Genomic DNA, 14,072 nt, shown 5'->3' on the forward strand with positions numbered 1-14,072 from the left:
TTTTTCAATTAAAAAATCCCAGGCAAGCTTAAGTATCTTTTAATTGGCAAAAAAACATCACTTTTAAGATCATACAACTAAAATGTGGCTTTTTTGTACACAAGAAGCAAAAAGGTATTGCGCAAAGGTTTAAATACATGCATAATTCTAATTCTTCGCTAGTCACTCAATTGGGGGTATAGCTCAGCTGGGAGAGCGCTTGCATGGCATGCAAGAGGTCAGCGGTTCGATCCCGCTTATCTCCACCAACTTTCTTTGGAAAGGTTTAGCGAAGTAAGTTGTGATACAGTTTTATCGTTCACAATTAAAATGTAGTACGTTAACAGTTAAAGTCCTGTCCCCTTCGTCTAGAGGCCTAGGACACCACCCTTTCACGGTGGGTACAGGGGTTCGAATCCCCTAGGGGACGCCAAACTTTTTGTTTGATGTCAGACTTTAACATACCGCTGCGGAGCGGTAGTTCAGTTGGTTAGAATACCGGCCTGTCACGCCGGGGGTCGCGGGTTCGAGTCCCGTCCGCTCCGCCACAAGATTCAAAAGCCCTGACACTTTTTCAGGGCCTTTTTAATGCTACACCATATGCAGCATTAAAATCAGTTAAACAAAGTCCTGTCCCCTTCGTCTAGAGGCCTAGGACACCACCCTTTCACGGTGGGTACAGGGGTTCGAATCCCCTAGGGGACGCCAAACTTTTTGTTTGATGCTAGACTTTAACATACCGCTGCGGAGCGGTAGTTCAGTTGGTTAGAATACCGGCCTGTCACGCCGGGGGTCGCGGGTTCGAGTCCCGTCCGCTCCGCCACAAAATTTCAAAAAGCCCTTAGCTTGAATAAAGTTAAGGGCTTTTTTCATTTCTGGCAGTAACTCTTCGCTATCTCAGTAGCACGCTCAGTTCAGTGGAGACCGAATCCGCAATAAGGCATAAGCAAATTACTACTTATTGTTTTTCATGCATAACAGCGGTCGTTATACTTGTAAGTAATATAAACCCATTTACTTAGAGTTTAAAATAATGAGCCGTTTAACTATTCATACCCTGGACACGGTACCTGCTGAAGCCAGCGAACGTCTGCAAAATGTCAAAAAAAACAATGGATTCATTCCTAACCTGATTGGCGTTCTGGCCAATGCGCCAACCGCCCTGGAAACTTATCAGGTTGTTGGCGGCATTAATGCCCGCAACGGCTTTAGCGATGCCGAGCGTGAAGTTGTTCAAATTACGGCGGCCACCCTGAATGGCTGCGGTTTCTGTGTTGCCGGTCACACCGCGATTACCCGCAAAAAAAACCTGATGCCCGAAGAGTTGATCCAGGCTTTACGTAATACCCAGGCGCTTAGCGATCCAAAACTGAATGCACTGGCACAATTCACCATTGCCATTATGGAAAGCAAAGGTCAGGTTTCCAACGAACAGCTTAATGATTTCCTGGCTGCCGGTTATACACAAAGCAATGCACTTGATGCCGTTCTGGGTGTTAGCCTGGCAACCTTATGCAACTATGCCAACAACCTGGCCCAAACCCCCATCAATCCCGAACTGCAGCCTTTTGCCTAAGCCTTTATTTATACCCGCCAGTAAGGAATACCGTTGTGAGTCAAACCACCCGCACCACCACCCTGATTGAGTCAGTTGCCGCCCTGGTAAAAACTGAATTAGCCCCATTAACCAATGCCATTGACCAGGAAGGGTTATATCCCGCCGATTTCCTGCACAAACTGGGCGCGCTGGGCGGCTTTGCTTCCGCCATTCCCAAAGCGTATGGTGGTCTGGAGCTGGGCCTGGATAGTCAAATTGACATCACAAGCCTGGTGGGCCGTGAATGCGGCTCCACCGCTTTCCTTACCTGGTGCCAGTCCACCTGCGCCTGGTATTTATTGCACGCCCCCAACGAAACCGTCAGGGCGCGCTATCTGCCACAGGTGGCACAAGGCAAACTGCTGGCAGGCACCGGCATGTCCAATACGGTCAAGCATCTTGCCGGTATTGAAAAAATTCATCTGTCCGCCGTACGTGAAGGTGACGGTTATATTGTCAGTGGTTCATTGCCCTGGGTTTCCAATATTGGCAAAGATCACCTGGCCATTGTCGCTGCATCGGTGGGCGAAGAAGGCTATATCATGTTTGCCGTACGTGGCGATACCGAGGGCCTGAGCCTGAACCCCTGCCCCGAATTTTCTGGATTGGAAGGCACCCAAACCCTTAATATGCGCTTCAGAAACGTGCGCATCCAGGCCGATGACGTACTGGCCCAGCCCGATCAATTCAAATCATTCATTGCCCGCATCAAGGCCGGTTTTGTACTGGGCCAGCTTGGCATGGGTTTTGGCATTATTGAAGGCAGCCTGAAAACCATCCGTGAAAGCAATGTCACTACTTCACACGTGAACGTTTACCTGGATGAACAGGGTGAAGACATTGCCACCAAATTTGAAGCGTTAAGAAACCAGGTAAGCAGCTTGGCACCCCAGGCTGAAAACGGCACCGCCCTTATTCTGGATATTTTACGTGCCCGCGCCAATGGCTCTGAAGCCACCCTGGCCGCAGCGCAATCTGCCCTGCTGCATGCCGGTGCCAAAGGCTATCTAATGCGCCACCCAGCACAGCGTCGCCTGCGTGAGGCCATTTTTGTGGCCATTGTCACCCCGGCCCTGAAGCACTTGCGTAAAGAAATTCACGATATTGAACAGGCCCAACAAGCCAAAGCAGAGGCAGCATAATGAAACAATGGATGTGTGGCCCCTGCGGTCTGGTTTATGACGAAGCCCTGGGCATGCCCGAACATGGCCTTGCCCCCGGCACCAAATTCGAGGATATTCCCGATGACTGGGAGTGCCCCGATTGCGGCGTAACCAAAGCCGACTTCTACCTTATTCCCGATTAAGCAAGGACCCGTTATGGTGAACCCGACACCGTTGGCCAGGCAGACCGTTCTGGATGCCCAACAAATCCAACTTAGTTACAGCAGACCCAAACAGTCGCCCACCGTTGTATTGCGCGACTTCTCGCTACAGCTGTCCAAGGGCGAGATTGTTGCCATCCTGGGGCCCAGCGGTGTGGGCAAGTCTTCCTTGCTGCGTGTGCTGGCCGGCCTGCAAAATGCCGACAAGGGCACCGTAAAGGTCAACAATGAACCCCTGCAAGGTCCACATCCGCGCCTGAGCTTTGTTTTTCAGGACCCCAGCCTGCTGCCCTGGCTGAATCTGGAAGAGAACGTCCGGTTTGGCCTGGACTTCAAGCATCAGCCCCACATTTCCCAGGAACAAATCAATGCCCGCGTGCAAGCAGCCATTGAAGAAGTCAATCTGACTGCCGCCCGATTGCGCCACCCGTCCGAGCTGTCAGGCGGCATGGCCCAGCGAGCGGCATTGGCACGCAGCCTGGCCCGCCATCCGGAAATCCTGTTGCTTGACGAGCCTTTCAGCGCCCTGGATGAAATCACCCGCAGTGAAATGCAGGAACTCCTGTTGCAAATCACGAAAAAACACAAATCGGCCGCCATTTTGGTGACCCACGACATTGATGAGGCCCTGATTGTGGCTGACCGCATCATCCTGATCGGCGACCTGCCCGGCCGCCAGATTGGCCAGTGGCAAATCAACCACCCTCACCCAAGAGACACCATTTCTCCTGAACTGACCCGGATCAGGGTAGAAATTATCCAATTACTCAGGCAGGCTCGTCATAAAACTGTTGCTGTCAACGCCAGCATGGCGGCCTGAACACTTTATAAAAAAACAGTTCCTCGCCACCTACCGGCCAAGAGAAGACATATGAAAGACGCTAACAATACTACTTCGGATGCCCGCCGCCAGTTTTTGAAACTGTCAGGCCTGTTTACCGCCATGGGCGCCCTGCCCTTATTGCAAATGCATAACCTGGCCCGTGCTGCCGACCCCAATGCACCGGTAAAAATTGGTTATTTGCCCATTACCGATGCCACGCCGTTACTGGTGGCCGATCATCTGCAATACTACCAGGAGCAGGGGCTTGAGGTAGAAAAGCCCCGCATGTTCCGCAGCTGGGCGCAACTGGTAGAGGCCTTTCTGGCCGGCCAGGTTAATGTGGTGCACCTGCTGGCCCCAATGACCATATGGGCACGCTACGGCAGCCAATCCAAGGCAAAAGTGGTGGCCTGGAACCATATGTCCGGTTCGGGCCTGACCGTTCTAAACGAGATTAACCAAATTAAAGACCTGGGCGGAAAAACCGTTGCCATTCCGTTTTGGTATTCCCTACACAACGTTGTATTGCAGCATTTACTTAAAAACCAGGGGCTTGAACCAATCAGCAACGGCAATCCTAACGCCGGGCAGGTCAAGCTGGTTGTGATGGCGCCTTCTGACATGGTGCCCGCACTGGCCAATAAACAAATTGCCGGCTATACCGTTGCCGAACCCTTCAATGCCTCGGCTGAAGTACTTAAAGCAGGCAAAATCCTGCGTTTTACCGGCGACGTCTGGAAAGACCATGCCTGCTGTGTTGTATTAATGCATGAGCAAGATTTGCAACAGCGCCCCGAATGGACCCAGAAAGTGGTTAACGCTGTCGTCAAGGCCCAAGCCTGGATACAGGATAACCGAAGCGAAACCGCCCACATCCTGTCCAGGGATAATGAACGCCGTTATACCCCGCACTCACGCGAAGCCCTGTCACAGGTTCTGGTACCTGAACTGCTGGATCGCGAACTGTACGAAAGCAATGGCGCAATCGTGAACACACAGTGGAATGAGAAACGAATCGACTTCCAGCCTTATCCGTTTCCCAGCTATACCGAAGAACTGGTCAGGAAACTAAAAACCACGATGGTTTCAGGCAGAAACGATTTTCTGCAGGCACTTGATCCGGCCTTTGTGGCCAATGATCTGGTGGATGACCGCTTTGTGAAAAAAGCCATTCTGGACAATGGTGGCCTGGCCACTTTCGGCCTTGAATCATTTACCCGGCAAGAAACCATTACCGGCTAAACATTTAATTCGGCCTGCAACCGGTACAAATCGGGCAACAGGCTTTTTACACCCGTATTCATTATGCACACCAATCTTAACCAACCCGGCATTAGCGCCCGTTTTTCCCTTGGCATGGGTGGCCTGCTCATGCTAATTGCCCATTGGAGCCTGGGTGCCCATTGGCTGGAAGCCAATGTATCACTGGCCAGCCTGCTCAGCCCGGTTAAAACATTCAACAGCCTGTACGAGTTATTGGTTCAAAACCAGCTTACCCTGCATATCCTGACCAGCATGAAACGCGTCCTGGTCAGCCTTGGCTTTGCCTTGCTGATTGGCGTTCCTGTGGGCCTTGCCGTTGGCGCCTCACGCGCCCTTGAGAACTCAACCAGTACGGCTTTCCAGTTCCTACGCATGATTTCCCCCCTGTCATGGATGCCCATTGCCGTCATGGTATTTGGCATTGGTGATGCACCCATTTACTTCCTGCTCACTTTTGCCGCTGTCTGGCCCATCATTCTAAATACCGCCTCGGGTGTCAAACAATTGGACCCGCGCTGGCTGATGCTGGCCAAAAGCCTAAGCGCAACCCGCAAGGAAGTCTTGCTGAAAATCATCCTGCCAGGTGTTTTAGGCCATATCCTGACCGGTGTGCGCCTGGCCATTGGCGTGATCTGGATTGTCCTGGTTCCGTGTGAAATGCTGGGCGTGAGCTCAGGCCTGGGTTACTTTATTCTGGACACCCGTGACCGGCTTGCCTACTCCGAATTAATGGCTGTCATTGTGCTAATTGGCGCCCTTGGCTTCATTTTAGATGGCCTGGCCCAAAAACTGTACCAGTACTGGGTGCGCACCCCCGGCAAGGCGTAATCTCCCCGGGAAACTGATAGGCGTTCCCACGCAAGAGTGAACTGACCCCCTAAAGCTGGACAGTTCACTCTGCGTGGGAGTGCATATTGGAAGCACATATCCACCGCTCAAAACCGGGCGTTCATACTGTTTTGGGCCAGCTGCACCAATTGTTCCCTGGACAAATCCAAAGCTTGGGCCACCGCCATATAGTTATCCAGGATATAACCGCCAAAATAGGCCGGATCATCTGAGTTAACGGTGACACACAACCCCTGTTCAAGCATCCGTTTCAGGTTGTGCTGCTTCAAATCTGTCACCACACATAATTTCAGGTTAGACAGGGGACACACCGTCAGCGGTACCTGCTCTTGCTGCAAACGCAGCATTAATGCCGGGTCTTCTTCACTACGCACGCCATGATCAATACGCTCGGCCTGCAACAGGTCAAGAGCGTCGCGCACATAAGAAGCCGGCCCCTCTTCACCGGCATGCGCCACTCGCCTGAAACCCAGCTCTTTGCAACGGGCAAAGACTTTCTGGAATTTTTCTGGTGGATTGCCTTTCTCAGAAGAGTCCAGCCCCACCGACAACCACAGGTCGGCATATTGCCCGCGCAAGGGCAAGGCCTGCTCCAGGGTGGCAAAAGCCTCAGCCTCGCTTAAATGACGCAGGAAACTGAAGATCAGGCTACTGCTGATGCCCAGTTCCTGTTGCCCCTGCCGCAAGGCGCTGGCCAAGCCAGCAAATACCGTTTCAATGGCCACCCCCCTGCTTGTATGGGTTTGTGGGTCAAACATAATTTCCGCATGCACTACCCCATCGGCCGCAGCACGTTGCAGATAGGCCCAGGTCATATCATGAAAATCCCGCTCGGTTTGCAAGACAGCAGCACCGGCATAATACAAGTCCAGAAAAGACTGCAAGTCGGTAAACTGGTAGGCCTTTTTCAATGACTCGATGTCAGCATAAGGCAGCTGGACCTTGTTACGTTCGGCCAAGGCAAAAATCATGTCGGCCTCAAGCGTGCCTTCTATATGCAGATGCAATTCTGCCTTGGGTAAATCCCGGATAAATGAACGCAGTTCCTGTTTATTCATTGATATTTGTCTTTAAGTGGTGGTTTTAATACTTTAAATTTGTCAGGTAATGTATATGAAACTTTATCATGAAAGTATTTCATATCTTGCAAACCCAACCTACAGACATAGAATGTAAATAGTTTGAAACGGCTATTTAACATGATCCGCCCAAGCTCATAAAACTTACAAATCATAACCCTTGCGTCAATAACAAGTTTGACATGCTCCCTGGCCCTGATTAACCTGAATTTATCGATAGTTAAAACATTTTATTCATCTATCCCGAAAAAGATACTTTGAATAAAAAAGGAGACGAATCATGCTTCACTACGCTATTGTCTTTTTTATTATTGCCATTATTGCCGCCGTATTTGGGTTTGGCGGCATCGCCTCAAGTGCTGTCGGCATTGCAAAGATCCTGTTTGTGATTTTCCTTATCCTAGCCATACTTTCAATCTTATTTGGTGGAAAATTCAAGAAGTAGCCGTCACCGTTACCCTCCTGACATAAAACCGGGAGCACTACAAAACCCGCAGCGGTTTCAGCCCAGCAGCCAGCTTTGCAGGGCAATCAGGGTTTTGGCATCCTGAATATTTCTGTCTTTAATGGCCTGCTTTACTTGCTGGCGGCTTAACAAAACGGTTTGCACGAATTCATCTTCATCCGCCTTCAATAGGCTGTTTTCTGTAAGGCCCCTGGCCTCGTACAGGTACATGAGTTCATCGCAAAACCCAGGTGCGGTATAAAACTTCTGGATCAATACCATGGATTGCGCAGTATAGGGCGTTTCTTCGGCCAGTTCCCTGAATGCGCATTGCTCGGGGCTTTCGCCGGCCATATCCAGCTTGCCGGCCGGGATTTCCAGCAGCACATCGCCTACCGGATGACGAAACTGCCTGACCAGCACAACTTGTTCTTGTGCCGTAACCGCCAACACGCACACAGCGCCGCAATGGCGTACAACCTCACGGGTAGCCTGTTTGCCATTGGGTAATTCAACCGTATCAACCATCAACTTGACCACCGCTCCGGAAAATATCGGGCGACTTTCTTTCAGGGTTTCTACAAGATCAATATCAGACATAAAAAACTCTTTTCAATTCAAATTAAAGCAAGGGAGAAAACAAACGGGCGGTAGAGGTCAAAAGACGATAAGCAAAACTTTGCTTCTTGGGTATAACCTCTTCGGAAGAATGTAATGACTCATGAAATTCACGGGCCAGCAATTCGTTGGCTTTGGATTCATAACACAATACCGACACCTCAAAGTTAAGGTAAAAACTGCGGTAATCAAAATTGGCGCTACCAATAAAAGACAGGTCATCGTCAATAACCAGGGTTTTGGTATGCAACATGCGCGGGGTGTATTCGTATATCCGGATACCCGCCTTGATAAGATCATCGTACCAGGACCGGGTTGCCAGCGTGACCACCAGATTGTCGCTTTTGCGTGGCACCAGCAAACGCACATCCACCCCTTTAAGGGCCGCCGATGTCAGGGCAAAAAGCGAGGCTTCATCAGGCACAAAATAAGGCGTGGTTAAATAAATCCGTTTGCGGGCCCGATACATGGCGGACAGCATCACCCGCAAAATAGGGGCAAAATCAGAATCGGGCCCCGAAGGTATTACCTGCATGCGATACGCCTGGGACGGTTCCGTCACCACGCGCTCTACATCTGGTTCTTTCTGCCCGGCCTTTCTTAAGGTTCTGACTAAAGAAAGATCACCGGTTGAATAATGCCAGTCCTCAATAAAAATGCTTTCAAGCCAGGCGATGACCGGGCCATCCACCTGAATATGCACATCATGATAGGCCTTGGGATTTTTTCTTAAGTCCTGCTCATCGGTAATATTGACCCCACCGGTAAAACCACTCAGGCCATCACAAATAACGATTTTCCGGTGATTGCGGAAATTAATCAGGGAAAACAGGCGACGCCAGGTAATATTATGAAAAAAACCCAATTCCCCGCCTGCCTGAGTAAAATCGCGCATGAAGCGACGGGTAAGCCGGGAAGAACCCAGCGCGTCCACCAGCAAATAAACGCTTACGCCCTGTTTTACTTTTTCCGTCAGCAAATCCCGCAGGGCCTGGCCGGTTTGGTCGTTTTCAAAAATATAGTATTCAAGCAGGATATATTTCTCAGCCTTGCCAATGGCATCAAAAATGGCATCATAGGTTTTTTCACCCCCAGATAGCAAGCGGTAATCCATGGAATGGCACAAGGGGATATTCGTGGTGTTGAAAATAAGCCGGGCCATTGATTTATACGCATCTGGAAAATCCTCTGTCTGGATAAAAGGAGACCAAATGGCATAATTACGCTCGACAATCTGCTTGCTTCGGCGGCGGCTAAGCCGGTGTCGGATTATTTTTTTAGGGCCAAACAGATAATAAATAAAGAAACCCAGAACGGGAATAAGACTAAGGGTAAGAATCCAGGTCAGTGTGGATACGGGGGATCTTTTCTGCAATAGAATCCAGCCGCCCATGACGACAATATACAAAGTCCAGACAGTATATATAAAAGCATGAAATTCCTGGGGAATGAAAGACACTTAAACACCCTTATTATGGCAACCCGATACTTCTTCCTGCTTTCTTTGTTTAACAGCCATTAACGACTGCGCCCACATACGCAGCAGATAGAATAATCCAATTAAGCCATGAGGTACATACCCACTAAGCCATACGTGGTTTATTCAGAACGGTTTTTACCTTCACCCAACTCATGCTCTGTACGCCGGCGCCGCATAAGCAAAACCCTTGCCGCATGTAGATCATCAAGTATTGGCGCACTGGCAATAAGCACCAGAATGGAGGCCAACCCAACTGTGAATGTAAAACCCAAATGCTTGAAACCGAAAGCACCAGTTACGCCCCCCAGAAAAAACAGCAACACCAGCTTGATGAGCAACTTGAGCTTGGCCCGGTCTCCCCTGACAATAGGTTTTTTGGGGTCGTTTTTATTAGGATTCCAGTAAAACAGCTTGCCCAATTCAATGCCTATATCGGTAACCATGCCGGTTACGTGAGTCGTCCTGAATTCAGAGTGGGACATTTTGGTGATAATGGCATTTTGCAGGCCCATGATATAACACAGCACGGCCACAGTAACCGAGGTCCAGAGCCAGTCGTAATTCCATTGCATGCCATCAAGGGCGCCAAACAGGATAAGTACCATGGCTTCGAGCAAAATGGGGAGTGCATATTCGCTTCGCAAATAAGAATGCCTGGCCCAATTGATGATCATTGCCGTGGTTGCCGCACCTGCGGTAAAAGCCATGAAAGCCCCCAGGCCAGACAGCACAATCGTCCAGTTCCACAAAGCCAGGGAGTCTGCCATGCCCGAGACGATACCCGACATATGCGACGTATACTGGCCAATCGCCAAAAAACCACCTGCATTGATGGCCCCGGCAATAAATGTCAAATAATATGCAAGTGATGAGTTTGCATCTTTAGTTCTTATTTTTCCACTTAAACGACGCGAATAGTCTTTGAACGACATGTTCCACAAACAAAATTTTTAAAAAACAAACTGAAAAAATGTTACCTATGCCCTGCGCAATCCATTAAATTACGCTAAAACACGGCAAAACACACAATAAAATAGCCAATTTACGTTAAAACAAAAAATAACACCCATTTAAAATTATTGCTTATTTACCTTTGCAACTTTACGATAAGTGAATCTGAACAATTACTTAAGCGAACAACTGCAAATGGATACATTAACACAACCAGGTACATCCCATCAGAATACCATATGGAATGTCACATCAATTGTCGATTTATTTGAACTGCCTTTCATGGACCTGCTATTTCAGGCCCAGCAAATTCATCGCGCCCACCACAAGCCCAATGAAATCCAGCTATCCAGCCTGCTTTCCATCAAGACCGGTGGATGCGCTGAAGACTGCTCCTACTGCCCCCAGTCGGCGCGCTACAACACAGAAGTGAAGGCTAAAAAACTCATACCCCTTGAAGCGGTGGTTACTGCAGCAAAAACAGCCCGTGATAATGGTGCCCAGCGCTTTTGCATGGGTGCGGCATGGCGCAATCCCAAACCACACCAACTGGATGAAATTGCCAAAATGATCTCGGCTGTCAAGAATTTGGGTATGGAAACCTGTGTCACCCTGGGCATGTTACAAGAAGGCCAGGCAGAACAATTGCGCGATGCCGGACTGGACTATTACAACCATAACCTTGACACTTCACCCGAATTTTACGGCAAAATCATTACCACCCGCACTTATGAAGACCGCCTGAAAACCCTGGAAAGAGTACGCAACGCCGGACTGAATGTATGCTGTGGCGGCATTGTTGGCCTGGGAGAATCCCGCCGTGAGCGCGCGGGCCTGATTGCCCAACTGGCCAACCTGAACCCTTACCCGGAATCGGTACCGGTTAATAACCTGGTTAAAATCAAGGGCACCCCGTTATTTGATAATGAAGACCTGGACCCGTTTGAATTCATCCGTACCATTGCCGTGGCCCGCATTACCATGCCCAAGGCCTATGTCCGCCTGTCTGCCGGACGCGAACAAATGAATGATGGCATTCAGGCACTTTGTTTTCTGGCTGGCGCAAATTCTATTTTCTACGGAGAAAAACTGCTAACCAGCGACAACCCCCAGGCACAGGCCGACCAACAGCTACTGGAACGACTTAACCTGAAAGCAACCGGCGCCAAAGATCATCATTAAGCCATACCAGACAAGAAAAACATTATGACCTATCTACTCTTAAGCATTTTATGCAGCGTGACGGTTTCTGTCCTGTTAAAAATAGCCCGGCAACATGCGATTGACATCAAACAGGCCATTGCCTTCAATTATGTGACCGCCATTGTTTTATGCTGGCTGCTTTTGCAACCCAGGCTCTCGGGCGCCAGCATACAGGCATTACCCTGGGGGCTGTTTGCCGTCCTGGGGATATTGTTACCACTTATTTTCCTGGCCATGTTCAAGGCGGTTGAGTTTGCCGGCATTGTGCGTGCCGATGCTGCACAAAGGCTATCCCTGTTCCTGCCCATTGTCGCTTCATTCACGATTTTTGGAGAAGCCCTTTCACTATCACGGGGCATCAGCCTGCTCCTGGCATTTATTGCCCTGTTCTGCCTGCTCTGGAAGCCGGCCTCAAGCACCACCACCAACCAAGTCCGCAGCAGTGCCCTGTATCTATTAATGGTGTGGCTGGGTTACGGCGTGATTGATATCCTGTTCAAGCAAATGGCCAAAACCGGCACCGCGTTTCCGACCGGGCTGTTTATTGCCTTTGCCATGGCCGGTTTGCTCATGTTTTTTTATTTATTTGCCAGCAAAGCACAATGGCATCCGCGCAACGCGGCCGGCGGCCTGGTTCTGGGCTGCCTGAATTTTGGCAATATCCTTTTTTATATCAAGGCGCACCAGCACTTTAGCGAAAACCCCACCCTGGTTTTTACCACCATGAATATTGGTGTTATCAGCCTGGGCACCTTGGTGGGCGCCCTGGTTTTCAAGGAAAAAATCAGCCTGGTCAATGCCATCGGCATTGTTCTGGCCATACTGGCCGTATTCTGCCTTTACTATTGGGTTATTAATTAGCGCTTGCGAAACCCCGGGTTACGGGGTTTTCTTTTGTTCGGGATCAGCCTGTTGCGCCTCACTATCAATCATGAGGCCTGTTTCTGCGGCAACACCTTCTTCAGCAAGCTCCCCCGCCAGCGTTTCTTCCAGTTCTGTCTCTTGTTGCTGCCCATCTGCCTCAAGCGGTTCCACCTGATTTATTTTTTCCCGCTCCTCCTGTTCCAGCCGTTCCTGTTCCAGCCGTTCCTGCTCCAGCCGTTCTTCCTCTTCATCGGCTTTAAGTTGCTCAATCACCTCTTCCATTTTCGCTTCATCAGCGGAAATATCAATGCTAAGGTCAACGCGCGGGTCCAACTCCAGGATGGCCGGAGCAGGCTGAATATCGACGGGCATGGGCACAAAAGGCTCTTGCTGCACTCGGTATTTACCGGATACTTTTTGACGACTAATAAACAGTGTCAAGACAAACGCACAAGCGGATGTAAAAATGTAAAACATCCCCGCCCCCGCCATATCCATCAATTTCCCGGCAACGATTGGCCCCAGACCTGCCCCTACCCCATAAACCATCAGCAAGACACCACTTAAGCCCACCCGCAAGCCAGGCTCTACATGATCATTGGCAAAAGCGGTAGCCAGTGGATAAATGGTAAATTGCAAAACCCCCACAATAGCCACCAACAGCAGCATCAAGGGAAATGAAACTTCCCAATATCCATACAAAGGAATCGTAACCAGCGTTAGCAAGAAAACATTAATGCCAATCAGTTTGACCCGATCAATCCGGTCAGACAGCCAACCTATTGGCCACTGGAACAGCACACCAGCCATCACACAAACAGACAGGAACACGGCAATCTGGTTGGTATCCAAGCCCAGTTTAATGCCATATACCGGCGCCAGACTGTAAAAAGTACCGGTAATACACCCCGCCATGAACAGAATAAACATGGACATGGGCACCAACCGGATAAATACCTGCAACTTAATGGGTGCCTGCGAATGAATAACCGGGTGAACCCGGCGTGTCATGGCGACAGGAATCAGGCAAAGGGCTGTTGCAATGGCAACCACAACAAGCGGAGTATGGTCCAATGAAGGAAAAAGTGAAATTGAAGCCTGCCCCAACACCAACCCAAAACTGGACATAATCATGTAAAAAGAGAAGATACTGCCGCGCGTTGTCGAGTCAGACTGCTCGTTCAGCCAGCTTTCAAGAATCATGTACTGTGTAACCATGGCCATACCCACCACAACCCGAAAAAGCAGCCACAATGTAATATTTGACACAATGGTTTGCATTAAAACCATAATAGCCACAATGGCTGCGGCAATGGCATAAGCCCGGATATGCCCCACATAAACAATCAGCTTGTTACCGGTACGCGCCCCCAGGACCAGCCCCGTATAATAGGCCGCCATCAGAAGGCCAACCCAGACCTCACTGACATTGTTCTGCGTCAGAAATAGCGCGATGTACGTGTTGAACAAACCCGTACCCAGGGACAGGAAAAGAATTGCAGTGTAAAGCGACAAAAAGGACAAAAACAGTGAAATCATACCCAAACACCTGCAATTCACAATCCAGAACAAGAAAAGGCCCCCAGCATTGCAGGGA

General features: G+C 49.8%; 14 protein-coding genes and 5 tRNA genes. 14 read left to right on the top strand and 5 right to left on the bottom strand.

The features are described from left to right. The first annotated feature begins 172 nt into the window (after positions 1-172). The 11 genes from JHL22_RS03930 (at position 173) to JHL22_RS03980 (ending at position 5,814) form a co-directional block, all read left to right on the top strand. Positions 173-248 (top strand) — tRNA-Ala (locus JHL22_RS03930). 88 nt (positions 249-336) lie between these two features. Beyond that, positions 337-412, top strand: a tRNA-Glu gene (locus JHL22_RS03935). 38 nt (positions 413-450) lie between these two features. Then, positions 451-527, top strand: a tRNA-Asp gene (locus JHL22_RS03940). 84 nt (positions 528-611) lie between these two features. Continuing rightward, positions 612-687, top strand: a tRNA-Glu gene (locus tag JHL22_RS03945). 38 nt (positions 688-725) lie between these two features. Next, positions 726-802, top strand: a tRNA-Asp gene (locus tag JHL22_RS03950). 210 nt (positions 803-1,012) lie between these two features. Beyond that, on the top strand, positions 1,013-1,555 hold the full coding sequence (locus JHL22_RS03955; RefSeq protein WP_200234024.1) for a carboxymuconolactone decarboxylase family protein: 543 nt from the start codon (positions 1,013-1,015) through the stop codon (positions 1,553-1,555). A 35-nt stretch (positions 1,556-1,590) separates the two neighbouring features. Further along, positions 1,591-2,718, top strand: coding sequence for an acyl-CoA dehydrogenase family protein (locus tag JHL22_RS03960; RefSeq protein WP_329610629.1), 1,128 nt, complete (start codon positions 1,591-1,593; stop codon positions 2,716-2,718). After that, entirely contained in the window at positions 2,718-2,882 is a 165-nt protein-coding gene (locus tag JHL22_RS03965) for a rubredoxin (protein ID WP_200234026.1), read from the top strand. Before JHL22_RS03960 ends, JHL22_RS03965 begins: the two co-directional genes overlap by 1 nt. Positions 2,883-2,895: 13 nt before the next feature. After that, entirely contained in the window at positions 2,896-3,720 is an 825-nt protein-coding gene (locus JHL22_RS03970; RefSeq protein WP_200234027.1) for an ABC transporter ATP-binding protein, read from the top strand. Positions 3,721-3,771: 51 nt separating this feature from the next. Continuing rightward, positions 3,772-4,965, top strand: coding sequence for an ABC transporter substrate-binding protein (locus JHL22_RS03975; RefSeq protein ID WP_200234028.1), 1,194 nt, complete (start codon positions 3,772-3,774; stop codon positions 4,963-4,965). A gap of 63 nt (positions 4,966-5,028) precedes the next feature. Then, the gene (locus tag JHL22_RS03980) at positions 5,029-5,814 is read left to right on the top strand and encodes an ABC transporter permease (RefSeq protein WP_200234029.1); all 786 of its coding nucleotides are present in this window, start codon (positions 5,029-5,031) and stop codon (positions 5,812-5,814) included. A 107-nt stretch (positions 5,815-5,921) separates the two neighbouring features. On the opposite strand, the gene JHL22_RS03985 is transcribed toward JHL22_RS03980, so the two are convergent. Beyond that, on the bottom strand, positions 5,922-6,893 hold the full coding sequence (locus JHL22_RS03985) for an adenosine deaminase (RefSeq protein WP_200234031.1): 972 nt from the start codon (positions 6,891-6,893) through the stop codon (positions 5,922-5,924). Positions 6,894-7,194: 301 nt separating this feature from the next. Between JHL22_RS03985 and JHL22_RS03990 the strand changes: the two genes are divergently transcribed. Further along, on the top strand, positions 7,195-7,359 hold the full coding sequence (locus JHL22_RS03990) for a DUF1328 domain-containing protein (protein ID WP_200234033.1): 165 nt from the start codon (positions 7,195-7,197) through the stop codon (positions 7,357-7,359). A 57-nt stretch (positions 7,360-7,416) separates the two neighbouring features. Here JHL22_RS03990 and JHL22_RS03995 read toward each other — a convergent pair whose 3' ends face one another. The 3 genes from JHL22_RS03995 to JHL22_RS04005 form a co-directional block, all read right to left on the bottom strand. Next, on the bottom strand, positions 7,417-7,959 hold the full coding sequence (locus JHL22_RS03995; RefSeq protein WP_200234035.1) for an NUDIX hydrolase: 543 nt from the start codon (positions 7,957-7,959) through the stop codon (positions 7,417-7,419). Between the two features lie 22 nt (positions 7,960-7,981). Further along, positions 7,982-9,436 carry a cardiolipin synthase gene (gene cls, locus JHL22_RS04000; protein ID WP_329610630.1) on the bottom strand — a complete coding sequence of 485 codons (1,455 nt, stop codon included), beginning with the start codon at positions 9,434-9,436 and terminating at the stop codon, positions 7,982-7,984. A 140-nt stretch (positions 9,437-9,576) separates the two neighbouring features. Further along, positions 9,577-10,311 carry a YoaK family protein gene (locus JHL22_RS04005; RefSeq protein WP_234041095.1) on the bottom strand — a complete coding sequence of 245 codons (735 nt, stop codon included), beginning with the start codon at positions 10,309-10,311 and terminating at the stop codon, positions 9,577-9,579. Positions 10,312-10,603: 292 nt separating this feature from the next. Here JHL22_RS04005 and bioB point away from each other — a divergent pair, with 292 nt between their 5' ends. Together bioB and JHL22_RS04015 are read left to right on the top strand one after the other, a co-directional pair. Beyond that, positions 10,604-11,590 carry a biotin synthase BioB gene (gene bioB, locus JHL22_RS04010; protein ID WP_200234039.1) on the top strand — a complete coding sequence of 329 codons (987 nt, stop codon included), beginning with the start codon at positions 10,604-10,606 and terminating at the stop codon, positions 11,588-11,590. 24 nt (positions 11,591-11,614) lie between these two features. Then, on the top strand, positions 11,615-12,472 hold the full coding sequence (locus JHL22_RS04015; RefSeq protein ID WP_200234041.1) for a DMT family transporter: 858 nt from the start codon (positions 11,615-11,617) through the stop codon (positions 12,470-12,472). Positions 12,473-12,490: 18 nt separating this feature from the next. On the opposite strand, the gene JHL22_RS04020 is transcribed toward JHL22_RS04015, so the two are convergent. Next, the gene (locus tag JHL22_RS04020; protein WP_200234043.1) at positions 12,491-14,014 is read right to left on the bottom strand and encodes an MFS transporter; all 1,524 of its coding nucleotides are present in this window, start codon (positions 14,012-14,014) and stop codon (positions 12,491-12,493) included. Between the last annotated feature and the right edge of the window lie 58 nt (positions 14,015-14,072).

Source organism: Advenella mandrilli (assembly GCF_016595155.1).
Lineage (GTDB): Bacteria > Pseudomonadota > Gammaproteobacteria > Burkholderiales > Burkholderiaceae_B > Advenella > Advenella mandrilli.